Source organism: Pseudoalteromonas sp. PA2MD11 (assembly GCF_017808125.1).
GTDB lineage: Bacteria > Pseudomonadota > Gammaproteobacteria > Enterobacterales > Alteromonadaceae > Pseudoalteromonas > Pseudoalteromonas simplex.
In genome coordinates this window covers 46,210-72,334 of record NZ_JADKNF010000002.1, presented here as the reverse complement: position 1 = coordinate 72,334, position 26,125 = coordinate 46,210, and the positions used below count along the sequence as shown (strand labels likewise).

The 26,125-nt window shown below is 40.2% G+C and carries 15 protein-coding genes; 1 reads left to right on the top strand and 14 read right to left on the bottom strand.

Features of this window, described 5'->3' with window-relative positions; all coding sequences use genetic code 11:
- Positions 1-21: 21 nt before the first annotated feature.
- Positions 22-2,175: a DNA internalization-related competence protein ComEC/Rec2 gene (locus ISP07_RS03010; RefSeq protein WP_209326751.1), complete on the bottom strand. Its 2,154-nt coding sequence runs from the start codon at positions 2,173-2,175 to the stop codon at positions 22-24.
- Between the two features lie 96 nt (positions 2,176-2,271).
- Between ISP07_RS03010 and ISP07_RS03005 the strand changes: the two genes are divergently transcribed.
- Positions 2,272-2,781 carry a DUF2062 domain-containing protein gene (locus ISP07_RS03005; protein WP_054551382.1) on the top strand — a complete coding sequence of 170 codons (510 nt, stop codon included), beginning with the start codon at positions 2,272-2,274 and terminating at the stop codon, positions 2,779-2,781.
- Positions 2,782-2,859: 78 nt separating this feature from the next.
- Here the strand turns inward: ISP07_RS03005 and ISP07_RS03000 are convergent, their stop codons facing one another.
- From ISP07_RS03000 to pepN, 13 genes are all read right to left on the bottom strand, one after another.
- Positions 2,860-4,605 carry a DUF3466 family protein gene (locus ISP07_RS03000; protein WP_194441518.1) on the bottom strand — a complete coding sequence of 582 codons (1,746 nt, stop codon included), beginning with the start codon at positions 4,603-4,605 and terminating at the stop codon, positions 2,860-2,862.
- Between the two features lie 11 nt (positions 4,606-4,616).
- A complete protein-coding gene (locus ISP07_RS02995; protein WP_199529675.1) occupies positions 4,617-6,527 on the bottom strand; it encodes an ABC transporter ATP-binding protein in 1,911 nt (636 codons plus the stop codon).
- Between the two features lie 14 nt (positions 6,528-6,541).
- A complete protein-coding gene (locus ISP07_RS02990; RefSeq protein WP_054551385.1) occupies positions 6,542-6,775 on the bottom strand; it encodes a glutaredoxin family protein in 234 nt (77 codons plus the stop codon).
- Complete coding sequence (gene rlmKL / locus ISP07_RS02985) at positions 6,768-8,885, bottom strand: bifunctional 23S rRNA (guanine(2069)-N(7))-methyltransferase RlmK/23S rRNA (guanine(2445)-N(2))-methyltransferase RlmL (RefSeq protein WP_209326750.1); 2,118 nt, start codon at positions 8,883-8,885, stop codon at positions 6,768-6,770. The genes ISP07_RS02990 and rlmKL overlap by 8 nt, the downstream gene beginning before the upstream one ends.
- A gap of 344 nt (positions 8,886-9,229) precedes the next feature.
- Positions 9,230-9,760, bottom strand: coding sequence for a cell division protein ZapC domain-containing protein (locus ISP07_RS02980; protein ID WP_138600650.1), 531 nt, complete (start codon positions 9,758-9,760; stop codon positions 9,230-9,232).
- 120 nt (positions 9,761-9,880) lie between these two features.
- Positions 9,881-10,891, bottom strand: a complete 1,011-nt coding sequence (gene pyrD / locus ISP07_RS02975; protein ID WP_209326749.1) for a quinone-dependent dihydroorotate dehydrogenase — start codon at positions 10,889-10,891, stop codon at positions 9,881-9,883.
- A gap of 114 nt (positions 10,892-11,005) precedes the next feature.
- Positions 11,006-15,844: an NAD-glutamate dehydrogenase gene (locus ISP07_RS02970; RefSeq protein WP_209326748.1), complete on the bottom strand. Its 4,839-nt coding sequence runs from the start codon at positions 15,842-15,844 to the stop codon at positions 11,006-11,008.
- A 212-nt stretch (positions 15,845-16,056) separates the two neighbouring features.
- On the bottom strand, positions 16,057-18,381 hold the full coding sequence (locus tag ISP07_RS02965; protein ID WP_054551390.1) for an efflux RND transporter permease subunit: 2,325 nt from the start codon (positions 18,379-18,381) through the stop codon (positions 16,057-16,059).
- Complete coding sequence (locus ISP07_RS02960; protein WP_209326747.1) at positions 18,381-19,385, bottom strand: WD40/YVTN/BNR-like repeat-containing protein; 1,005 nt, start codon at positions 19,383-19,385, stop codon at positions 18,381-18,383. Before ISP07_RS02960 ends, ISP07_RS02965 begins: the two co-directional genes overlap by 1 nt.
- Positions 19,386-19,508: 123 nt before the next feature.
- Positions 19,509-20,873, bottom strand: coding sequence for a DUF1329 domain-containing protein (locus ISP07_RS02955; RefSeq protein ID WP_138600718.1), 1,365 nt, complete (start codon positions 20,871-20,873; stop codon positions 19,509-19,511).
- A gap of 12 nt (positions 20,874-20,885) precedes the next feature.
- Positions 20,886-22,970: a DUF1302 domain-containing protein gene (locus ISP07_RS02950; RefSeq protein ID WP_054551392.1), complete on the bottom strand. Its 2,085-nt coding sequence runs from the start codon at positions 22,968-22,970 to the stop codon at positions 20,886-20,888.
- A gap of 298 nt (positions 22,971-23,268) precedes the next feature.
- Positions 23,269-23,490: a DUF2835 domain-containing protein gene (locus ISP07_RS02945; protein ID WP_082389168.1), complete on the bottom strand. Its 222-nt coding sequence runs from the start codon at positions 23,488-23,490 to the stop codon at positions 23,269-23,271.
- Positions 23,490-26,084: an aminopeptidase N gene (gene pepN, locus ISP07_RS02940; RefSeq protein WP_209326746.1), complete on the bottom strand. Its 2,595-nt coding sequence runs from the start codon at positions 26,082-26,084 to the stop codon at positions 23,490-23,492. The genes ISP07_RS02945 and pepN overlap by 1 nt, the downstream gene beginning before the upstream one ends.
- Positions 26,085-26,125: the final 41 nt, after the last annotated feature.

The following is a 26,125-nucleotide window of genomic DNA, read 5'->3' as shown; positions in this document are numbered from 1 at the left end:
TTAGGGGGTAAAAACAAAACGTCAATCTTGTTCGAACCAATAACTTTCCTGCTCTCGCGCAAATTCTAAGCGATACGTATCTGAATAAAATTTTATGCGTATATGGCCATACTTTGCCGTCGATAACTGCTGTATATGGTGTTGGTTATAACGATTTACAACGTCAGGATGCGGAAAGTGCCATTGCCCTTGGTAAGCAGATGAATGGATAACTACTTCAGGATTTACTGCATCTATAAATTCATAACTTGACGAGGTATTACTGCCATGATGGGGGCTTATTAAAATAGTCGCTCGTAAATCCACCTCCTCTTCAACAAGTTTAGCTTCTGCCGCTGCTGATATATCTCCAGTTAGTAAAAGTGAATAATTAAAACCTGTTACTTTTAATAAGCAAGATTGGTCATTGCGACTCGCTTTTTCTACCTTTGCTGTAAAACTTCTGATATTAAGCTCAGCAAGTTTGATGGTGGTTGTTTTGCACTTATTTAACACCCCCTGAGGATGAAAAGTAGCTAAAGTGTGTTGATAGCCAGCCTCTTTCCAACTGGCTAAACCGCCAGAATGATCGTTATCTAAGTGGCTTATTATGGTGGCAATCACAGATAGCTGCTGTTTATTGATGTTGTTAAGTAATACGCGGTGTACATAATCATAACGGCCAAAATACTGTGGGCCTAAATCATAAATTATCGCTTTATTTTTGCTGCTTACCATCACCATTAAGCCATGCCCGACATCAAACACATCCAACTGAAACTTAGCTTCTGGCTGTAATTCGCTATCAACGGCATATATACAAACAGGAATTAAACACACATATTTATTAGGGCTAAAGTACAACAGCAGAAGTGTTATGTAACTGATGATCAATAATGAGAAATTAAACTCATTGAACGACAACCAACGCCAGTCATTAGGGATAGAAAGCAATAGTTGATAACTAAAATACAGGGCACTGTCGATAAGTGATAACAGACCTGAAATATCCAGTAGGCTAGAAATCAGACTATAAAAAATCAACAAAGGCAATAACAGCACACCAACCAAGGGCACAGCAATAAGGTTAATCAATAAACCAATCACGCTAGTACCTGAAAAGTAATATAAGGATAGCGGTAGTAAACCAACAAATAAAGCGCATTGAACTTGCAGTAGCTGTACAAATCGCTTTAAAAAACTAAGTGACAAATTAATTGTTTTTTTAGTCAGTAGAAAGATGATCGTAACGGCCAAAAAACTGAAATAGAGCCCAGGATTCAACAGCGTAAATGGGTCTATAAACAACACCACACTCAAGGCGTACAAAATTGAACGCCAACGCACTGGGTTTTTTCCTAAGTTATAGATTACAAGGTAGCAGCCTAACATTAGCAGCGCCCGGCTTGCAGAAACTATAAAATCACTTAAGTAAACATAAACGAGCGAGCAACTGAACCCTATTACAACAAATAGCTTATTTAATTGAATTGATTGGCTAACACGAAAGTGACTCACTCTTAGCAGCCACTTACTACTATAAAAACCGACTGCGAAGATAAGTCCGATATGAAGACCCGAAATAGCAAGTAGATGAGACAATCCTAATTCACGCAAGTGCTTTTTATCTTCATAACCTATTTTACTTTTGTCACCGGTTAAAAGCGCATAATAAAGCCATTGTAATTGGGTGTTTGCCGTAATTTTATCAATATAAGTGCGGTAACTCACACGCAGGGAGTCATATTGATGATGATTTAAACAGCTTATCTCTCCTACGCTTCGGCCTTTATAAAATACTCGCTCAAATAATGCTTGCCGTTCTCTATTAAAACTGTAGAAATTTTTTACTGACCGATAAGGTTTAAGTTTGAGTACTGCGCTTAATTCATCTCCACTAGTAACTGGTTTATCTGAAGTAATGCTGAGCATTGCATTAGGAGCAGGTCGGATGCTTGTAGGGCAAGATTCAATATGTTTCAGACTTGCTTTAATGTAGTAAGGGCTTTGTTCACTGTATGTTTCAACTACCTGAAATCGAACTAATCGGCTATGTTGATAATCTATTTTGCAGTCAGAGATTGAGTAAAAGATGAAGTAATGAAAAATCACTACCAAAATAGCGCAAATAAACCCTGACAATAGAGTTAAAAAAGGCTTAAAATAGGCACCTGCTAGCAATACAGCAAAACTCATTATATAAAACGCCGCAGTGCCAAATGTATATAGGGTGAAAAAACAGCCTATGACAAAGCCGCTGCATAACCAAATAGATGTAAATGGTTGCTTTAAATGGCTAAGAAAACGATCCAACGCTTTTTACCAGATCATAACAAGGTAAAAGAACACAAGTATTTAAGAATTTTTGGTCGTTTATTGCATGATGCCAATTTATGGCACTTAAATAGACGCTCAGCACGTGGTGCATTTGCGGTTGGTTTATTTTTTGCGTTCATCCCTGTTCCTTTTCAAATGGTTCTTGCAGCCGCCCTGGCTATTCCATTTCGAGTAAATTTACCGATTTCTGTTGCAACCGTGTGGATCACGAACCCACTAACCATGCCTCCTATTTTCTATTGTTCATATATTGTAGGCACGATTGCCCTTGCTCAGCCACAACAGCACTTCCAATTTGAACCAAGCTGGCAATGGTTTATAGATAGCCTTACAACAATTGGCCCAGCCTTTTTAGTTGGCTCACTTATTTGTGCTACTGCTGCTGCTATCATCGGTTATTTTGCTACCGACATGCTTTGGAAACGCTCAGTCCGAAAAGCATGGATACATCGCCATAAAAAATAACTGATTTCAGTATAGACAAAAAACCCAGCTTAAAGCTGGGTTTTTAATATTGATTAGTAAGTCTCGATTACGAAACGATTACTTTTTAAAGAAGCGACGTGCAGCTGCAAATGGTAATAGCAATAAAGCATACCATGGGAAGCTTGCTGATTGACGCTCGTATTGTTCAATCTCTTCTGCAGGACATTCTTCAACACTGCCATCAATTGGTGTTAACTTAACAGCAACAGCAATACTTTCATATTCGATATTGCCATCAACATCAACTACAACATTACCGAATGAATCTGTCTTTTCAACAGTTTTAGTCGCAACACCAAAGATTTCATTATTGTTGTTAATTGATTTCGCTTCAGCAACCGTATATTTAAAGCGAGTCTCACCATCTTCTTCATAACAAGGTAACAAGTCATTGAGATTAACTATAGAATCATCACCCACCGTATAAATAAAGCCTTCTCTACGACGAGTAGTGGTGTTATAGATATCTGTTTCACCTTCACCAACAATAATACCGTTATCATTAATATCGTTTGCAACTGAGCTAGAGCTAGAGAAATAATCGGATGGGAAAACTACACTATCGCTTTTTTTATCATAATAAAAAAACTTAGTGCGTGTTGCTGTGTCAATTCTTTTAGCAGCATAACCAACAATAATATCATTATTATTTACAGCTAAAGCTTGTCCCGAAGTCCAATCATCGTCTTGGTCTATAAACTGTTTTACTTCACCATTTTCAAAGATAACTGGCATTGTAATTCTAGTATCGGTGTCTTTGTAACGAACATCTGATGTACCCACAATTAAACCTGAGTCGTTCAGAGTTATTGCGTTGCTACGAAAAGCGAAATCTTCATCATCTTCTGGTGTTAAACCTAAACCATACAATTCTGTATTAGTGATGTTTAAAGAGCTATCTAACGTCCACTTAACAGCACGCTTGTTAAAAATACCCGCCGTATAGCTTCGATTGTATGTTTCGACACAGTCTGAGACTGGTTCATCTTCACCATCACAGTTATCAGTAATATCATCGAGAGGATCAACTGCGATATCAATTGAAACACTACCTACAACCTCATAGCCGTTAGTTGTTTTGATAATATCATTTGCTGTACTAATACCGCCGTACTCGTCGAACTCTGGTGCAAGTTCAACTTTTACACCGTCTTCTGTAATTACAATAGCACGACTAATAAAATCTCTTAAGAAATGTGTTTCCTCTTCATCTTCATCAGTTTGTGTAAACGATGTTTTTTCATATGGGGCACTCCCCCAACCAACCATAACACCATCATCACTAACTGCATTTAGGATGTTCGTAGTTGAACGCGTTAAGCCATCATAATCTAGTGATTGCTCATCGAATAATACCTGTTCCGAAACACCCTCGGAGCCGTATATCGTCGCAGCTACACTTGATAGTTTCTGATACTCTGAATTAGTTAAACGGTTAGATTGAGTGTCTGTAATAAAATCAATCATAAACTGATGGGCATCAGCATTGGTATTCACTGCATCATTATTTTCAATATCATCTAATGTAAAAGTAATCTCTTTGTCTATTGATTCAAAATATGATTCACGAGCATCATAGGCATTTTTGATAGCAGAGTCTGTAAAATCAATATATGAGATATCAATTGGTAACCTATAAAGAGAATTGGCTATACCTATAATATGACCATTCTCACTGACATCTGTTACGTAATTATGTTTTGCTCCGTCTAGCCCACCTAATTCTTCTAATTTATAGGTTGCGCTCATCGCTGAGGTACTTAGGGTGGCTAAAATACTGGCAGCGAGTAATTTGTATTTCATTTTAATCCTTACTACTGATTCTTTAAATCTTCGAGTTCTTCCCAGCGCTCAAAAGCGACTTCAAGCTCAGACTCTAACTCGGCTAAATGGTTCAATGCTTCTGTTGTAATTGCAGCATCTTGCTTAAAAAAGTCAGGGTCATTAACCACAACTTGCTGAGCGTCTAACGCTTTTTCAAGTTGTTCCACTTTACTGGGTAATTCTTCTAATTCAAGTTTTAATTTGTAAGAGAGTTTATTACTTTTCTTTGGTGTTTTATCTTGGCTAACAACGGCCGGCTTTTCTTGCTTAATTTGTTGCTGTTGTTGTTTTTCTTGCTCAGCTAAATGAGCGGCATAGGCTTCATAGTCGCTATAACCACCAACAATGTCGGTTATCTTGCCGTTACCTTCAAATGCCCATACAGAATTACAGGTATTATCAATAAATTCACGGTCATGGCTTACAATCAGCACGGTGCCCTGATATTGGTTGATGATCTCTTCTAAGAGCTCTAAAGTTTCAATATCGAGGTCATTGGTTGGCTCATCGAGAACAATAATGTTAGATGGCTTTAAAAATAACTTTGCTAATAATAAGCGGTTTTTCTCACCACCTGATAGCGCTTTTACTGGCGTACGCGCTCTTGCCGGTGGAAATAAGAAGTCTTGTAAGTAACCAAGCACATGACGTGAGCGCCCGCCCATCATCACTTCTTGCTTACCTTCAGCTACGTTATCTTGTACTGTGGCTTCTTCATCAAGCTTTTGACGATACTGATCAAAATAAGCAAACTCTAAATTAACACCTTGCTTAACACTGCCGCTATCTGGTGTTAAGTCACCAAATAAAATTTTAAGCAGTGTTGTTTTGCCAATACCATTGGGTCCGACAAGGCCAACACGATCGCCACGCATAACAAGGGTCGAGAAATCCTTCGCGATCACTTTATCTTTAAATGCATGACAGATGTTTTTCGCTTCGAATACTAATTTACCTGAACGCTCCGCTGTTTCAATATTGAAATCGGTTTTACCGACCTGATCAACACGCTGCTTACGCTCTTTACGTAACTCTTTTAAAGCGCGCACACGGCCTTCATTACGCGTTCTACGTGCTTTAATACCTTGGCGGATCCACGCTTCTTCTTCTGCTAAGCGTTTATCAAATAGTGCGTTTTGTGTTTCTTCTACTTTTAAATCATGCGCTTTTTGCTCAAGGTACGTCGCGTAATCGCCAGGGTACGAAACCAGCTTACCACGGTCTAAGTCAAGAATACGGGTTGCAACTGCTCGAATGAATGCACGGTCGTGAGAAATAAAAACGATACCGCCTTTAAACTCTTTTAAAAACTGCTCAAGCCAAATAACACTACTCATATCTAAGTGGTTGGTAGGCTCATCAAGTAGCAGTAAATCGGGTTCACTAACCAAGGCTCTTGCAAGCGCAACTTTACGTAACCAACCACCTGATAATGATTCAAGCTTGGCTTCTGGGTCTAGCTCTAAACGAGATAAAACGAGCTGAATACGGGTATCAAAGCGCCAGCCATCAACAGTTTCTAATTGATTAGATAAACGCTCTAATTTGTTGAGCAATTTATCGTTATAGTCTGTTTGCATTTGATTACTAACTTGGTGATATTCTATCAGTAAGTTAGCGATGTCAGGCATACCCTGCGCTACATAATCAAATACTGAGCCTGCCGCCCCTTTTGGTGGATCTTGCTCTAAACGTGAAATGCGAATACCGCCTAATTGGTTGATTTCGCCATCATCCAAAGTCACTTGGCCATCAAGCACTTTTAGTAGTGTTGATTTACCTGCACCGTTTCGACCAACGATACAAACACGCTCTCCTGACTCAATAACGGCATCGGCATCATCTAGTAGCGGATGCGTACCATAAGCGAGTTGAGCTTTGGCTATTCTGATTAAATCCATCGTGATTACTACTCTTATTCTTTATTATCAGCAATAAATTGCGCTAATTGCTCAGCATCAAAAGGCCAAAATAATTTCTCGCCTTGATGAGATTCCACAACCGGAATACTGGTTTGGTAAAGTTCAATCAGCTGTTCACTGTCCATAATGTCTTTTGCTACAAACGAAGCGTTTGCAGCAATTAATAATTCATCGGCCATTTCACACAGATGACAGCCATCAGTGTGGTACAGGGTAAAATTAGCCATGAGTAATAAGCCAGCTATTATGAATTTGCTTATTACGTTTAAAATCTGGTGATAAAGTCTTGTCAGAAATGTTTTCTGCTTTTAAACCCAGACCCATTAGCCCTACTTCATCCATGCTAAAGCCACGCTTATTGTTTGAGAATATAAGCGTACCGTTCGGGCTTAAAATTTTCTTAACCCAGGTAAGTAGTTTGATATGGTCGCGTTGTACATCAAACGCATCTTTCATACGTTTTGAGTTTGAGAACGTCGGTGGATCTAAGAAAATTAAATCATATTGGCCTTGTGCATACTCAAGCCACTTCAAGCAGTCTGCTTGCTCAAAACGATAACGTGTATTGCTGATATCATTCAGGGCAAAGTTTTCTTGCGCCCACTTTAAGTAGGTTTTTGACATATCAACCGTGGTAATGGCTTTAGCACCACCCACAGCAGCATGCACAGATGCACTGCCCGTATAAGCAAACAAGTTTAAGAAACGTTTACCTTGTGCGTTTTGTTGGATATAACGACGAGCTAAACGGTGATCTAAGAACAAACCAGTGTCTAGATAATCAAATAGATTTACTTTGAATTTAGCGCCAAACTCTTCAACGACTTGAGTACGATTTTGTTTTGCTACCTTGGTATATTGTTCTTCACCTTTTTGTTTTTTACGCACTTTAACTGCGATATTTTCTGGTGCGATATTTAACTGCTCTGCAGTCAGGCTGATCACATCTTGCAAACGTTTTTGAGCCGTATTATCGTCGATTTCTTTCGGTGCAGCATATTCAAAAATAACCGCTGAATCATCGTATACATCAACAGCTACGTTATATTCTGGAATATCCGCATCATAAACACGGTAGCAGCTCACTTCATTTTGCTTTAACCAGTTCTTTAAATTTTGCTTATTTTTCTTTAAACGGTTTGCAAAGGCGGTTGAACTTTCAAAGTTAAGAGCTGGCTTATCTTCTTTGCTAAGTTCTACTTGTTTATCGTCTAGTTGGTAAAGATTTAATACAACATCTAACGGGCCATTTTTAAACTTATAGCGTTTTAACTTAACTAACTTTAATAACTTAAATAAGCTTTCGTCAGTGCCAAGTAAAGCAAGTTTCCAATGATTAAAGTGCTTTTTGAAGCCAACACCTAAGCTACGGTGTAAGTTAACCAGCTCAGCCATTGAGCCTAAACGTTCACCATAAGGTAAGTTTGAAATCACCACACCAGGTAGTTTCGCAACGGAGGTTAACTTAGTGGCATCGCTTTGTTTAAACTTAATCACATTAGCAAGGTCTGCACGCTCTGCGTTTTCTTGCGCTTTTGCAATCACACTTCCGTCAATATCATGGCCAATAAGCCAAAGTTTAGGATCTGTAATTTGTGCAGTTAGTTCTGCTTTTAATTCTTTGTACTTTTGAATACGGAAACTAGGCAGGCGCTCAAAGGCAAAACCTTCACGGAATAAGCCCGGTGCTTCATTGCGAGCCATGCTTGCGGCTTCAATTAAAATGGTACCCGAACCACAACATGGATCGAATAAAGGTTGTTGTACGTTTTCAAGCCAACCACTTCTTTTTACAAGAGCAGCAGCTAAATGCTCCTTAATCGGCGCTTTACCTTGATCTTGACGATAACCACGCTCAGATAAACGCGGGCCAGAATAATCGATATAAAGCGCAACACCTTGACGGTTCAATCTTGCTACAACTCGAACGTTGGCATTGTATTTATCAACATCTGGACGTTGTTCGAACAAATCAGCGAAGTAATCAACAATCGCATCTTTTACAACTAGACCTGAAAATTGCGTATTTTTTAAGTCGTTATTTGTACCACTAAAATCAACAGCAAAGGTTTGTTTAGGGCCAAACCATTCCTGCCAAGGCTGCAAGCGCGCAAATTGATAAAGGCTGTCTTTGTCTTTTACGCCTTCTTTTTCTTCTATCAGCATCATGATACGAGTCGCAAAACGGCTCGATAAACAAATCTTTTGTGCTAATAAGCTATCTGCTTCAAAACGTACAGAGCCCACGGTTTGTTTTGAGACTTCGGCACCGAGTGCTGTAAGCTCATCAACAAGTAAATTTTCTATTCCGATAGAAGTAAGTGCGATAAATTGCAAAGTAAAAACCCTTAAATGCTAATTGCGCAGGATTATAGCATAGCTTGGCGAACAAAAACGCCAACATTTGCAGGGATAGTAGGGCGTGTTGACTTTTTTTGATTAATTTTGCAGCAGTGTGTTTGGTATTTTGGCAAGGCAGAGCCTATGTAGTGTGATTGTTTCCCATAAATAGGCGATAACGCAGCATAAATGCCAAACACGCGCTGCCCTTCGGGTTCTTCCTAGGGGCGATTAACTCTTTGTTGCTCGATTTTTACTTAACCCACTAAGTTACAAATCTCGCGCCGCGATTAAATCGCCCATAGAGTGAACAAATTTTAATTCACAAAGGTCAACACGCCCTAGGCTGATTTGAACTGTTTTTGTTGAATATAAACAGGATGGATACGGTTATTTAAAACCTTAATAGCCTCAAACTGTTCAAGAGAAAGGTTTTCGTCTAGTTGAAAGTGTTGGCTTAGGTTAATACACACTGAGGCTTCGCTTGAGTGGTCAACAATTAAAAACTCACCTTCTTGTGCCTGTGAGCACAACTTCACTACAGCTTCGACACTTGGCTGGCTACCATGATACTCATGAAAGAACCAACTTTTTGCAAGTACTGGCTTTAAATGAAATTTGACCGCAGTAGCATTTAGCGCGATTTGGCAAAGCTGTGCAGGGTTCCATAGTGAGAAAGTTTCGAGGTATTGATAAACTTGCTGATAAAATGCAGCGTCTTCAAGGCTAAAGTTAGGCTCTTGTAAAACTGCATCGGTGAGTTGGCGAAGTTTGTAAGGCGTGCACAGTTGCATATCTTGGTCAAGGTCAACCAAGAGACGATTATTTTTCGCACAAGCAAGCCATTTCCATTGCTTAGATGCTTGTAACATGTCTCCTCCCTAACGAATAAATACTGTGCGCTTAATCATAAATTATAACTAAAGCAGACCATTAATAAAATGATTTCTTAGAACATTTTATTAATGATCAATTGCTTAGATAACTGATCCTTATAAGCTATTTAGGATCGTTTTTACCAATTCTGGGCCTTTATAAATGAATCCAGTATAAACTTGTACAAGGTCTGCACCAGCTGCAAATTTCTCTTTTGCAGAATCCGCATCATCAATACCACCCACACCAATGATAGGTAACTTACCACCAGTTAAACGCTTAAGCTCACTAACCACGTGGGTTGAACGCTGACGTACTGGTTGGCCAGATAAACCGCCCGCTTCGTTTGCGTATTGTTGACCTTGTACCATCGCGCGCTCAAGCGTGGTATTTGTAGCAATAACACCATCGATCTTATTGTTGATCAATGACTCACTAACTTGGCCAATTTGTACTTCATCAAGATCAGGGGCGATCTTAACCAACATAGGAACTTGTTTGTTATGTTTAGCAACTAGATCAAGTTGTTCATTCTTTAAGCTTTGCAATAAGTCATCAAGTGCTTCACCATATTGTAAGTCACGAAGACCTGGGGTATTCGGTGAAGAAATATTTACTGTGATGTACGATGCATGCTCAAATACTTTACGCATACAGTGGATGTAATCATCTTTACCCTGCTCGTTAGGTGTATCTTTATTTTTACCAATATTAATACCTAGAATACCGTCATATTTCGCCGCTTTAACATTATTAACTAGGTTATCAACGCCCTTATTGTTAAAGCCCATGCGGTTAATAATCGCATTTGATTCAGGTAAGCGGAAAATACGTGGCTTGTCATTACCCGCTTGAGGACGTGGTGTAACAGTACCTACTTCAACAAAACCAAAACCCATTTGCGAAAATGCATCAATACACTCGGCATTTTTATCTAAGCCTGCCGCTAAACCTACTGGGTTTTTAAACTCTAAACCAAGAAAATTGACGGGTTTATTAGGGACAGATTGAGACCACGCAGCACTCAATGGCGTATGAGCAAATCGGCGTAAATTATTAAGTGCAAATTCATGAGCCCACTCCGCATCACGGGTAAACATAAAACGGCGAGCTAGATCATAAAACATGGTTTGTTCCTTAGGTAAAAATAAACAAGGTAGCCGTTTATAAACGGACCATTGCAAAGTAAGGGCAAAAAAATACCCCAGCGAGCTGGGGTATGTATTTTAACGACTTTTCACTTATTTGGAAGTGTCACAGTTGTGGCTTAACAACATTAGTTCACGAAGTGCCACTGAGAATTTCGCAAAATCATGGCTTTGCGATGTTTTGAACTCAGATAGCATCTGCTTCCAACGTTGTAATAGTAGATCTTGGTTATCCATCCACTCATCAATTTGTGCATCAATGTCTTTGCTGTCTGCAGCAAAGCTATTAAGTACCACAGCTGATAATGTGCGTTGTTGCCAATCCAACTCTTCACGGTATGAAGCACGAGCAAGTGCTTGCCAGTGGTTTGCAACTGGTTGGTTGGTGATTTGGTCAAGGAACCAATGTAAGCCCATACGCGCACCAAGCTTAAAGTAGGTATTAGAAACCATATCAATACTACGCTCTGAATTATCTGCGATTTCAGCTAAGTCCATTACAGAGAATAGGCTTGATAGTGACACAATACGTGTTGCAAGTGCTTTTGGTACATTGCTGTCAATTAGCTTCTCAGCCGCTTTAACTAGGCGATCGCTTTCTTTTTCAACCATGTAGCTGTTTAAGTTTTCACTTAAATCAGCAAATGTTGGTGCAAAGAATTCAATTGCTTGCTCAATCGTTTGAGCTTTATTGCGATGACGTAAGAACCAACGTGTTGCACGACGAACCGTACGACGTAATTGATATAGCATTTCTGTTTGTACAGCTGCTGGGATCTTATTATCAAGTGCAACAATTGATGACCATGTTTCTGGCATCTGGAACACTTCTTTTGCAATTGAGTAGCAAAGTGCGATTTCAGCTTCGTTAGCACCTGTTTCTTCGTGCATACGAATCATGAAGTTAAGACCCATATCGTTAACGATGTTATTTGCAAGTTTCGTTGCGATAATCTCTTTACGAAGTGGGTGGTTATCCATTGCATCGTTGAACTTCTCACGAAGTGGCACTGGGAACGACTTAACTAATAACTGACGGTAGTAAGGGTTTTCAGTGATTTCATCAACCACTAGAGACTCTTTAAGAACCATCTTCGCGTAAGAAACAAGTACAGAAAGCTCTGGACGAGTTAAATCTTTACCCGCTGCTGCGCGCTCTGCAAGTTCTTCATCCGTTGGGATGAACTCGATTGCACGGTTAAGCTTGCCATCTTTTTCAAGGGCATGGATGAAACGTACTTTTTCTTTAAGCGTTGATGTACCTTTTGATTGAGTAATCGATAAGGTATGCGTTTGACGATAACAGTCTTTTAATACTAACTCAGACACTTCATCAGTCATTGAATAAAGTAACTCATCACGCTGTTTACGTGTTAAGTCACCTTCAGCAACTAGACCATTAAGTAAGATTTTGATGTTTACTTCGTTATCTGAACACGCAACACCACCTACGTTATCGATGAAGTCAGTGTTAACGCGACCGCCTTTAGCAGCAAATTCGATACGACCTAATTGAGTTGCACCTAAGTTACCGCCCTCACCTAAGATCTTCGCACCAAGCTCAGAACCGTTAATACGTAGCGCATCATTCGCGCGGTCACCCACATCAGCATCAGTCTCTTTAGAGTTCTTGATGTAAGTACCGATACCACCATTCCAAAGTAAATCAAACTCCATCATTAGAGCCGCTTTGATTAACTCGTTAGGTGTCATGCTTGCTTTCTTAGTACCAAGCATTTTCTTAATTTCTGGGCTTAAGCTAATTGATTTAGCCGCACGAGAGAAAATGCCACCACCTTGTGAAATAAGGTCTTTGTTGTAATCTTCCCAAGAAGAACGCGGTAGATTAAATAAACGCTCACGCTCTGGGTAAGATGTCGCTGCATCTGGGTTTGGATCAACAAAGATATGCATGTGGTTAAACGCTACTTGTAAGCGAATGTGCTTAGAAAGCAACATACCATTACCAAATACGTCACCCGCCATATCGCCGATTGCTACAACAGTGAAATCAGTTGTTTGACAGTCAATATCCATTTCACGGAAATGACGTTTAACAGATTCCCACGCACCTTTAGCAGTGATACCCATTTTCTTGTGGTCGTAACCTACTGAGCCACCTGATGCGAATGCATCACCTAGCCAGAAGTTATATTCATTTGCGATGCCGTTTGCGATATCAGAGAAAGTCGCAGTACCCTTATCGGCAGCAACAACTAAATACGGGTCATCTTCATCATGACGAACAACATCAACTGGTGGCACAATCTCACCACGTTCAATGTTATCTGTGATATCTAATAAACCACGGATGAAAATCTTGTAGCACTCTTGGCCTTCTTTGAAGAATGCTTCACGGTCTGTCGGTAGCTGTTTACATACGAAACCACCTTTTGAACCGACTGGCACGATAACCGTGTTTTTAACTTGTTGTGCTTTAACAAGACCCAGTACTTCAGTACGGAAGTCTTCACGACGGTCAGACCAACGTAAACCACCACGAGCAACTTTACCACCACGTAAATGCACACCTTCAACGCGCGGCGAGTATACAAAGATCTCAAACGCAGGCAGTGGTAATGGCATTTCTGGGATCATAGAAGGCTGAACTTTGAACGATACGTATGACTTAAATTGGCCATCCGCTTCTTTTTGGAAGAAGTTCGTTCTAAGAGTTGCATTGATCATATCAACGTATAAACGGATGATACGGTCATCATCTAGGTTTGCTACGTTTTCTAGTTCAAGATTAACTTGTGCAACTAGCTTCTCAAGTGTCTTCTCACTACCTGGGTTCTTAACTGAGAACTTTTTAGTGAATAAGTTAACAATTTGCGATGCAATGTGTGGGTAATTTGCAAATGTGCTTTCGATGTAAGTTTGTGAGAAAGTTACACCAATTTGACGCATGTATTTAGCGTAGGCACGAAGAATAGACGCTTCACGACCTGTTAAGCCACCCATTAATACTAAACGGTTGAAACCATCATTTTCTAAACGGTTATTCCACACGTTCGTTAACGCTGCACGGAAACGCGCTGACACTTTATCAAAATCAGCAATGCCCTTGTTGTCAATTAGCATGGTGAAATCCATGATCCAATTAACTTTACCGTCAGTCGTTTTCACTGAGTAAGGTGTTTCACCAACTACGCGTAAACCAAAGTTTTCTAACATTGGCATAACGTCAGACAGGTGGATTGGCTCATCTTTATGGAATAAGCTTAAACGAACAACATTAGTGTTTGCTTCTTCTTGTGGACGGTAGAACAACATTTCTAGTTTGTTCTCGTCATTCAGAAGTTCTAGCTTTTCAATATCAACAACCGCTGCACTAGGTAAAACCTGATCTTTATACGCACTTGCAAACGCTTGTGCATATTTACGGTTTAATTCTTTACCGCGTGCTTCACCTGCGCTTTCAAGTAGTGCAGATTGGAGTCTATCTTCCCAAGTACGGGCTGCTTCAATTAGGTTGTTTTCGATGTCTTTCACGTTATATTCAATATTATTGTCAGTCACACGCACCGTGTAATGTGTACGGGCTAATGTTGACTCAGAGAAGAAAGTAGTAAATTCGACTTTATCGTCAGAATTAAATGCATTGGCTAAGATACGTTGCGTTTCACGACGTAGTGCTGTGTTATAGCGTTCACGCGGTACATAAACCATGCAAGAGAAGAAACGGCCATATGCGTCTTTACGCACAAAAATACGGCACATATCACGCTCTTGTACTTGTAATACGCCCATGGCAACTTCAAGTAGTTCAGCTTCACGTGCTTGCACAAGTTCATCACGTGGATACGTTTCTAAAATATTTAATACCGCTTTGTATGCATGGGTGCCTTTTGCAAAGTCACACATTTCCATAATGCGGTTAATCTTACTTTTCAGTACAGGTACATCAGCGGCGCTGTTGTTGTAAAAGCTTGATGAGAATAAACCAAGGAAACGGTCTTCACCAATTACATTGCCCTCATCATCAAAACGCTTAATACCTACATAATCGATATACGCTGGACGATGTACACGTGACACTGAATTTGTTTTCGTTAAAATTAATAAGTTGCTGCTACGGGCTTCTTGGCGCGCTACTTCAGGTAACTCAGAAAGTAAACGGCTATGCTCTTCGTCTGTGTTTTTCATAAGACCAAGGCTGGTACCTTTTTTACCTTTTAACTGGTAATCACCCTGCACTGGCGAAAGTTCATACTCACGGTAACCCATTAGCGTAAAGTTATCTTTAGCTAACCAATCTAAAAACTCTACCGTTTCTGCAACTTCGCTTTCGTTATTGTTATGGTGGCGTTTTGGTAAGTCTTTCGTTACCGCAATAAGCTTTTCACGAATTGGCTGCCAATCTTCTACAGCGATAGATACGTCAACTAACACAGACTCAAGTTCTTTTTTGAAAGACTCAATTACTTTTGCATCTGTTTGACGATCAATCTCGATAAAGAACACAGTTTTTGTCGACGTTGATTCTTGCTCTGCTTTTAAGCTTGAAATACCGGTGATTTTAGCATTTTTATCACGTTGGATTTTCAGCGGAGAGTGAAGTAATAAGTGAGAAGCGATGTTTGCGCGGGTCATGGCCATACGCACAGAATCAACGAGGAAAGGCATGTCTTTCGCGATGATTTCAACAATGGTGTGCGATGACTGCCAGCCATCTTTTGCCACTTCAGGATTGAAAACACGGACAACCGCGTCATCAGAATTATTTTTTTCTAGCGAGTTCCATAGGCTTAGTGCAGCGCCATATAAGTCACTATCGTTGCGATGAGCCAAATCCTCTTTAGACATATTGCTGTACAAGGCTTTGGCGAATTTCTCAACGAGTAACACATTATCAGCGTGAACTTTTTTCTGGATCAGCTTACAGACATTATCTAAGATAACCGAGGCTTGCCCTTCATTTCGTGTCATTGTATGTTCCTTAATCTATACTACTTATCGATTAGTAGAATATTTGTACAGCCATTTATTAGCGTGGAGTCAGGTAAATTCTAACTCTTTTACAGCTAATAAACAGCCTTTTCGATGAAATCATTTTAAGCTTTTCAGCTATTTGGTCATCTATTCACAAAATATAGATATAAATGGCCATTACTGGCCATATCGGAGCACAATTATTCACATTATTTTTTCTGGTCAGTCCAGAGGAAGCTACCAATTGCAGGTAAAAGTAGTACTGCACCCAACATGTTAACCAAAAACATGAAGGTTAAAAGAATACCCATATCCACTTGGAACTTCAGATCAGAGAAAATCCATGTGCTAACACCAATGGCTAAGGTAATACCTGTGAACAGCACTGCACTACCTCGCTCTGCTAATGCATTACGATAAGCGACTTCCAGTGCCACACCTTGTTTTAGCTGCCCCATCATTGATGAAAGTATGTAAATCCCGTAATCGACACCAATACCAACACCTAAAGCGATAACTGGTAATGTCGACACTGTTAAACCTATTTCAAGTTGCACCATCAACGCTTGCGCTAAGGTTGATACGATGTACAGAGGTAATACAACCGCGACCGTTGCCTTCACACTTCTAAAGCTAATTAAGCATAGCAGGATTACGGCGCCGTAAACGTAAAGCATCATAGGTAGCTGTGCAGCTGATACCGATTCGTTCGTTGCGGCCATAACACCGACAGGGCCTGACGCTAGCTTAAACTTTAATTCATCGGTTTCTTCTGCCTTAGCAAACTCTTTAACTTTCGCTACCACATGGTCAATCGTTTCTGCTTTGTGGTCATTTAAGAAAATAATCACTGGCATTACAGAGCAGTTTCCATCAAGTAAACCTGAGCTTGTTTCAACCCGTGAAGTAGCTTGCACTAAACTTGCCGTATTGCGCGGCAGGCTTTGCCATTTTAAGTTACCTTCGTTGAAGCCGGCGTTCACAGATTGCGCAACTGAGCTTAAGCTCACAGCCGATTGTACCCCGGCAACGTTTTCCATCTGCCATTGGAAACGACTAATACGCTCCATAACATCATGCTCCGTACACGCAGCAGGATACGCTTCTACAATCACTTTTAGGATATCTGAAGAAATAGTGTATTTATCAGAAATCAAAAAGGTGTCTTGGTTATAGCGGGCATCTTGGTGCAAAGATGGCGCACCAGCATGTAAGTCACCAATACGCATTTTGTCAGCTTGCCAGTAACCCACTGCAAATAACACAGCCGTAAAGACGATAATAAAACCTGCCGTTTTACGATCTGTGGCTTTTACTAATAGCTCGCGTAACTTGTCTAGTAGATTTGGTTTGTCTGTGTGAGTACCTGCTTGAATATGCACAGAGCCTTCAAAGCGCATGTACGATGCCCAAACAGGTAATAAAATTAAATTAGTGAAAATAATTACCGCTACACCCAAACTTGCTGTGATAGCAAGTTCACGAATAATACCAATATCAATGGTGAGTAAGGTTAAAAAACCAATTGTGTCTGATAGCAGCGCGATACCACCCGGGATCAGAAGTGCTCTAAAGCTTGCCTGACAGCAAACCCGAGTTGAACTACCAGTAGACACTTTTTTGCCGATGTCATTGATCATTTGCACGCCATGGCTTACACCAATCGCAAACACTAAAAACGGCACTAAAATTGACATAGGATCTAAACCGAAGCCTAAGCTTGAAAGCAAGCCTAACTGCCAAACAACGGCAATGATTGAACAGGCAATCGGTAAAATTGTCAGTTTTAAAGAGTGGCAGAACAGCCAAACCATCACAAATGTGAAAGCAATGGCAATAGCAAAGAATAGCAGTACGCCCTTAGCGCCCTCTGCGACATCCCCTGCCATTTTGGCAAAACCGATAATATGAATACTAACCTTGTCAGTACTGAGCGGTTCACGAACTTGCGTTTCTAGCTTTTCTGCAAATGCTAAAGTGTCGAGTTTTTCTTGCGTTTGTGGATCAGTCTCAAGTAGCTGAGCGGTTACCATTGCACACGAATAGTCACTGGCAATCATACGGCCAACGACTTTTGCTTTTTCGATGTTTTCTTTTACAACCGCAAGACCACGTTTATCAGCAGTGAAGTTTGCCGGAATAATTGGACCGCCAGCAAAACCATCTTCAACTACTTCAACAAAACGCGCACTCGGTGCGAAGATTGAATTAACTAACGGGCGATTTACACCTGGAATAAAGTAAAGCTGATCATGAACTGCTTTAAGTTGGGTGAAAAATTCCTCATTAAAAATATCACCATCTGCATCACAGACTGAAATTAAAATGCTGTTAGCGCCACCGAACTGTTTTTCATGTTTGGTGTAAACTTTCATGTAGTCATGATTAAGCGGAATATTTTTATTAAACGACGCGTCTAATTGAATTTGTGTTGCTTTGAATAATAAGAAACAAGTGATCAAAGCAAAGGAAATAATTGCGAATAAGCGATGACGAAACACCGCTCTTTCTAAAATATCTAAAAAACCACGCATTACGGATTCAACTCCTTCACTTTAATGCCATTTTCTGAAGCCATAATTAGTTTGTCTTGAAACACAACACCATCAAGTAACGATTTACCATCGGCCATTTGTTGTTCTGATAATTGGCCATCCTCAATTTGGAATATCACCCCGCTATTGGCAAATAATAACCACTGGTTGTTGTATTTAATCGCGCTATTTACGGTTGCATAATTGTCGTGTGGTATTTGTTGCCACTGTTCGCTGCCTGCTTGGCGAGTGAAAATGTTGCCTCGAAGGCCTGCAACTAGGTCTTCCCCACCTTGATCCGCAGTTGACGCAAACGTAAAGAAAGAGCCCATATATATCTCCTCAAGACGCTGCCAGGTTTGACCATTGTCGACACTTTGTGCCATTAAACCCATTTCACCGGCTAGAAATAGACTCTCATCGGTTTTAACGATGCGATTAAAGTGCGGCAGTATTGAAGCAGTTTCAATTTCATAGCCTTCTGGGTCACTGTCTTTTAAATCATTGAGGTATTCACGGTCTTCTTCAAATAACAGGCTATCTAAAAAACGTTTCTGCCAAGTTTGGCCACCATCGTTAGTTTCATAAAACATTCCATATGCACCGACTGCATACCCTTGTTTGTCTGTAGTAAATAAAATGTCTAAACATGGCTTATCCATGTTTGGTAATGATTGCTGTAATTGCCACGTTTTACCTGCATCTACGGTATTGATGATGGTAGCATCATGGCCGCATGCCCAACCTAAATCGCTATTATAAAAATCAACGGCTGTTAGCAGCACTTGAGTAGGCACACTGGCTTGTTGCCAGGTTTGAGCGTCTGTACTTATGATAACCACACCGTGTTTGCCAACTGCAATGAGATTTGGGCCAGCTAGTTCAATGTCGGTGAGAAGAGTTTTGTTTGCGTTAACAGCGCTAATGGCTTGTTGTGGCATAGGCATGTCTTGAGCAAAACATGAAGCACTATAAGCAAGACAGGCATAAAGCAAATACTTCATAAAGATAAATCGCCTTCGAAAAAATAAAAAGAGAAGTCAAAAAAGTCACTGGGAAACCTAATGCGTGTACTGATGACTTACGCGAATTGCAAAAGGCACCTGGAGTCAGGTGCCTTAAATGGATTAACGACCTTCGCGGCGTAATGCGCTTGAAGTAAACTCGTTATCGTTGAATGATTGTGAGAAATCATACATTTTTTCTTGGTTGTCTAAACCAATTGCTAAATAACGACGAGAGTTAAGGTCATGATAAACTTCTAACGTACTCCAATGAGTTGGTACTTCATAGTAGTTAAGACCATGCGCCATCGCTACACGATACATTTGATCACGGTTATCATAGATATCCGCTACATGTACTTGCCAGCTATCCTCGTCAATATAAAAGACACGTTTCTTATAAATATGACGCGTGCCCTCTTTTAGGTTCGCTTCAACCACCCAAACACGGTGTTTTTCATAACGAACATGCTCAGGGTTGATATGACCTGCTTGTAGAATATCATCGTAGCTTAGTTTGTCGCTGTGAAGCTTGTAGCTGTTATAAGGAATATAAAGCTCTTGCTTACCTTTTAATGTCCAGTTGTAACGATTCGGAGAACCATTGAACATATCAAAGTCATCAGTCGTACGTAAGCTATCAGCGGCTGTTCCCGGTGCATCGTAGGCAACATTTGGAGCACGACGAACACGACGCTGGCCTGAATTGTATGTCCATGCTTGGCGTGGTGTTAAAATTTGGTCCATCGTTTCATGTACTAATAACGCAGTACCGGCAAGACGAGCAGGCTCAGTTACCTTTTGCTTAAACTTAAACAAGATATTAGATTCTTGAAGCTTCTCAGGTGTTGCTTCAGGTGATGAGTACTCAACTAAAAGTTGCTCATCAAAACCTACATAGTTATATGAACCAGAGGCTGTCGGTGCAGCTTGACCACCAGAACGTTCAATTGATAGGCCACGGAATCGCAACAAGTGGTTCCAAATAGCTTCTAAACCATCTTTAGGAATTGGGAAAGGTACACCCACAGCGGTATTTTTAATACCGTTACCACCTTCAACTAATTCAGCTGTCGTCGCATATTTTTTAGTTGCATCATATACAAACTGTGGATATGACGCACTACGACGGGTTGGGTAAATGTTCATTTTGAACGTATCAGGATAGGTATTGAATAATTCAATTTGACCTGGGCTCAAGTAGTCTTTGTACTGGGCAACGTTCGATTTATCAATCGTGAATAAAATTTTATCATCAGCATATGGATCTGGATGGTGCATACCCGGTTTGTAACCTGCTGGCGGTGTTGTGATACCACCATCCCAAGCTGGAATAGAACCGTCTTTATTCGCTGCTTTTTCAGCGCCAATTGGAGTTAAATCACTGCCTAAACGTGCCGCTTCATCAGCGGTAATTTTTGCAAGTACACTTGAGCTTGCGAAAACGCCGCAAAACGCTGCAGCAATGAGGGTAGGTTTTCTAATAATCATAATTTACCCTTAGATTGAATATTTAATATTAAATGAAACATAATCGCGATCAGAGAAAGTATTCGTCGCGCCACCACCCCAGAATGAGTTGTAGCTAAAGTCGAATGACCACGCATTTTGATAATTGAAGTTCATAGTAACACCGAGTGATTTACGGTCTTCAATAAATAAATACATTGGATCTGGTGTAATACCATTCACATCGTGTGAGAAAACAAAACGAGGTGAGAAGTTTACGCCACTAAAAATATTGTAGTAATCACCCTTAGCGATAAGGCGATAGCCCCATGCAGACGCTGTTGGGAATGGGTTTGTTTCAGGACCATTAGACAGACCTAGGTGAAGTGTTGAATAATCATCACTTAATGGGCCTTGCATAATGCCGCTTCGACCAGTACCGGAAACGTTTAAACGGAGCTCGTCATAATCCGGCATATCGTTAATTCTAACGCCACCAACTTCACCAACTACCGCCCAGCTATCAGCACCTAATGATGGACCAAATAAGTGTGTTGCAGTAAATTGTAATTGAGCAGTGTTACGAAGAATAAATCCTTGTGCTACTTCACCAGGACCTACAACGCTAGTTGCATCACCCGGACTCATTTGCGAAATACCTGCAAAATCAGGGCGAATACCTGCAACAGCCAATTGCTCTGGCATACCCGCGTAAAGTAACTCTACGTCATCAATTTGCAGAGGCTCATCTTGACGGAAAGCAAATTCACCAGAAAAAGCCGTTTCACCAATTGATGTATTGAAGCTCAAGCCATAAAGCTTAATGTCTTCTGGGTATTCTAGCTGGCCTTTGGTAAATGCTTGTAAACTAGTTACATTATCTTCAGTGATATCTGTTGTTAATAACATACCGATATCAGCAGCGATTGCCGCATCAGTGAAGTTTGATACCTGGCCTGAAATCACAGGACGACGGCTATGGTAGTTAATGTGGTATAACGCTACTTCAGTATCGTTTAACTCAGGTAAAAACATACCCAAGCGTAAACCGTATTGACCACCATCATCAGGTTCATTTTTACCTGCACCGCCCTTACCTTTCAACGCAACTTTGGTTGGGTAAGCGAGATACATTTGCGACATCATCGCTATGCCTTGTGCTGATGTAGGGTCAACACCTTGCGAGCGAACAATATCATCTAAATTATTTAAGCTTTCTGTTAAGAATGCTAAATCGATATCTGGGTTAGACGTGAAGCCTAATTGAATATTCTGCTGATAGCCATTTTCCGACGCGAAATCGTTCGTCGAAAAGTAAGTACCAGCCGCTGGAAGGCGTGTTTCATGCCATTCATATTGGTAGAAACCTTCTAGCGTTAAGTTATCTGTGATGCCTAGTGATGCCCAAAGCATACCAACAGGTATGAAAGCTTCTTTTAACTCTGCACCTGGCGCTTTTAAACGATCGATATCAACAGGGTTAACGTTAATACCATGAGAAATCAAAGTACTCTCACCCCAGTTCACAACTTGTTGGCCTAAACGAATAGACAGCGGGTTACGGCCTTCATTTAAATCAAAATTTGCCCAAACATAAGCGTCAAGTAAACGTAAATCAGCACATACTTGTTCTTTAGTGTCGTCATCATCACAAGGGTCAACTTTTTTACCCGACGTTGGATTGGTATAAGCAAAGTCACCATCCATTAAGGCAAAATCATAAAAATACATAAATCGAGTGAAGAAACCAAAGTTATCTTTACTGATAGAAAGCTCATGAGTGCCTTTTAATAACTTTGAAAATGAATCTCCACTATCAAAGTTTAAGTTTCCGGCATCACCATTATTTGAGTAAGCACCTGGTTGGTTCCAAACATCAGCTGAAGAATAAATAGGGTTTAGAGCTGAGTGATAACCCGTCCAATCAAATGATGGATTATTACTTTTACCTATGTGTTGAAAGTCTCGGTCTTCAACACGAATGCTTTGACCATAAGAGAAGTTAGAGTCAAAACGTATGTCAAAGTCACCTAACTCGAAATTAGCCGCGTGCAAAGATGTGCTTGAGAGACCTAGAGTTGCTGCTGCAAGCCCCAAAGCTATTTTGTTTTTAACAAAAAGCGATCGTTTTATCATTGTGTTCATCCCCCTGTAACGGGTTGTTTTGTGATCAAATTGTTGTTTTTAGTATCTTTCTAACGATAGAAGCGAAACAGTAAAATTACAATATAGAACGCGTCTAATCGGTTAATATTTATTTAAAAATGTGACGTTTACGTATTGGTAAGACGTCATACCAGATAATTTATACACGTAAATTAACAATAGAACAAATCGAATTAACAAAAATATAATAAATTTAGCGAATTGGGGATAGATAAAATTAGTGTTTTTTATGAAAAATCATCAAAAAAAAGCAGCCGTAGCTGCTTTTTTAACTAATTTTCTCGAGTTTTAAAAACTGATTTTCAGACGTTAATGTCAGCCTAAAGCGCCCTCTTATTCCTAGCGAAGAAATAAAAGGACGCAAATGGTGAGCATCAAAGCGAACTGTCTTGCCACCATCCTCTGTGACTTGCACTGATTTATATTTACCATGGTAATAATCAAGACATTCCGAGTAACTCAGATACAAGGCAAAATAATATTCTGTCATTAACTTTCGAGTGCTTTCTCTACTTTTTCAAACAGATCATCACTAAGGCCATCTAAATCAGCTAAACGTTGCAATTGTGCTTTCATTGCCGCTGAACGATTTTCATCATAGCGTTTCCATGACATAAAAGGTGTCAGCATGCGCGATGCATTTTGCGGGTTAATATCATTTAGTTTCACTAATAAGTCACCTAATAGCTGGTACCCTTCACCATCAGCTCGGTGGAACTGAGTGATATTAAAGTGACTAAAGCTACCAACCAAAGCACGCACACGGTTAGGGTTACCAAAGTCAAAACTTGGATGATCATAAAGCGCTTTGATATCACTGATACTCGTTGCTGAATCTTTCATCGCTTGCAGTGCAAACCATTTATCCATAACGAGTACATCATGACGCCATTTAGCATCAAACTCTGTTAAAAGCGTATCACATAGTGAGTGATTTGCTTTTACAACAGCACTTAATGCAGCAAGGGCATTGGTCATATTATTACTGTGGGCTGACTCTCTGATGAGGCTATTAACATCGCTGTGATTTGTTTTCGCTAAATAGTATAAACAAAGTTGCTTAAGAGCACGTACTGCAACGGCTGTAGCGGATGTTGAACCATCATCTTCAAGCACGTTATAACAATTAACCAATGATTCTGTTAGGAAGTTGGCAATTTGCGATTCAAATGCATTTTGTACAGCAATAATGTCATCAACAGGGATGACAGCATATTCTGCTGCAAGAGTATCGTAGCTAGGCAGTTTTAACAGCTCCGCAATCAATGCAAGGTCACCTTCACGATTATCAACTAGTAGCTTTAATGCCGACAAGATATCATCAGATAAGCAAGCTTCACCACTGGCAATCGCTGCTTTCATTTCATTAGTAAATAAACGCTGCTGAGCATCCCAACGTGAAAAGTCACTGCGAGCAAAACGCATAATATGTAACAGATCAGCGGCAGATGTATTTTGATTAACAATGCATGGCGCAGAGAAATCTTCGAGTAGCACTGCTACTGGGCGCTGTTTAATACCTTCGAAAACAAACTGCTGCGTTTTTTCAGTGACATTCAATACAGAATCTTGCGGCTGATTATCAATCACAAGAGGTAATGACTGCCCTTCACTATCTAAAAGCTCAATAGCAAAAGGAATGTGCAGTAAGGCATTGTTAGGCTGATTATCAGGTGCAAACTGCTCAATGCTTAATGTGAAAGTCTGGTTTTGTTCATCATACGCCTGCTCTACATTGAGCTTAGGTGTACCCGCTTGACTATACCAACGCTTAAATTGTGTTAAATCAATGCCAGACGCATCACTCATGGCTGCAACAAAATCATCACAAGTAACTGCTTGTCCGTCATGGCGCTCGAAATACAATGCCATGCCTTGTTGGAACTTTTCTTCTCCAAGTAAGGTGTGCATCATACGAATAACTTCAGCTCCTTTGTCATACACAGTCACTGTATAAAAGTTATTCATTTCAATGACTTTTTCTGGGCGAATTGGGTGCGCCATCGGCCCTGCATCTTCACTAAACTGGTGAGTACGCATGACTTTAACGGCATCAATACGATTAAGCGCACGTGAACCTAAGTCGCTACTAAACTCTTGGTCACGGAAAACCGTTAAGCCTTCTTTTAACGACAGTTGGAACCAGTCACGGCAAGTCACACGGTTGCCGGTCCAGTTATGGAAGTACTCGTGCCCTACAATAGATTCAATCGTATGGTAATCTTTGTCTGTGGCTGTTTCTTGATTCGCCAGAACACATTTAGAGTTAAAGATATTCAGGCCTTTATTTTCCATTGCGCCCATGTTGAAGAAATCAACGGCAACAATCATGTAAATATCTAAATCGTATTCAAGGTTAAAGCGCTCTTCATCCCATTGCATTGATTTCTTTAAAGAGATCATGGCATGAGGCGTTTTTGATAAATTACCTTTATCAACAAACAAAGCTAATTCAACTTTTCGTCCAGACTGCGTCGTGTAATGGTCACGTAATACGTCAAAATCACCGGCGACTAATGCAAATAAGTAGCTAGGCTTTTTAAATGGGTCTTGCCATTTTACAAAATGACGACCGTCATCTAAGTTACCTGATTCAATTTGGTTACCATTAGACAGCAAGTGAGTGTACTTTTTGTCGGCAATAATTGTGACATCAAAGCTGGCAAGTACGTCTGGGCGGTCAAGGTAGTAAGTAATCTTTCTAAACCCTTCAGCCTCACATTGTGTACAGTAAGCACCACCCGACAAGTACAAACCTTCTAACGAAGTATTCGTTTGGGGATCAATATGGTTTTCAATTTTCAGAATAAAGCTTTCAGGTAAGTTATGAATGATCAGCTTTTCATCTTCAAGCGTGTAATCATCATACGCTTTGTCATCAACCATCAATGAAATTAGCGTTAAATCAACACCATCAAGCAAAAGATCTGCATTGCTTTCATCGGTACGATTGATTGTCATGGTTGACTGCACTGATGTTTTTAAAGGGGCTAATTCGAAGCGTAAATCGATGTGTTTGATTGAGAATTGTGGGGCTTGGTAATCTTTTAAATATTGAGCTTGAGGTTTACTCGTAGCAGACATTACTGACTCCAAATGGCCCTGCTTAGCAGGGCCTAAATAGT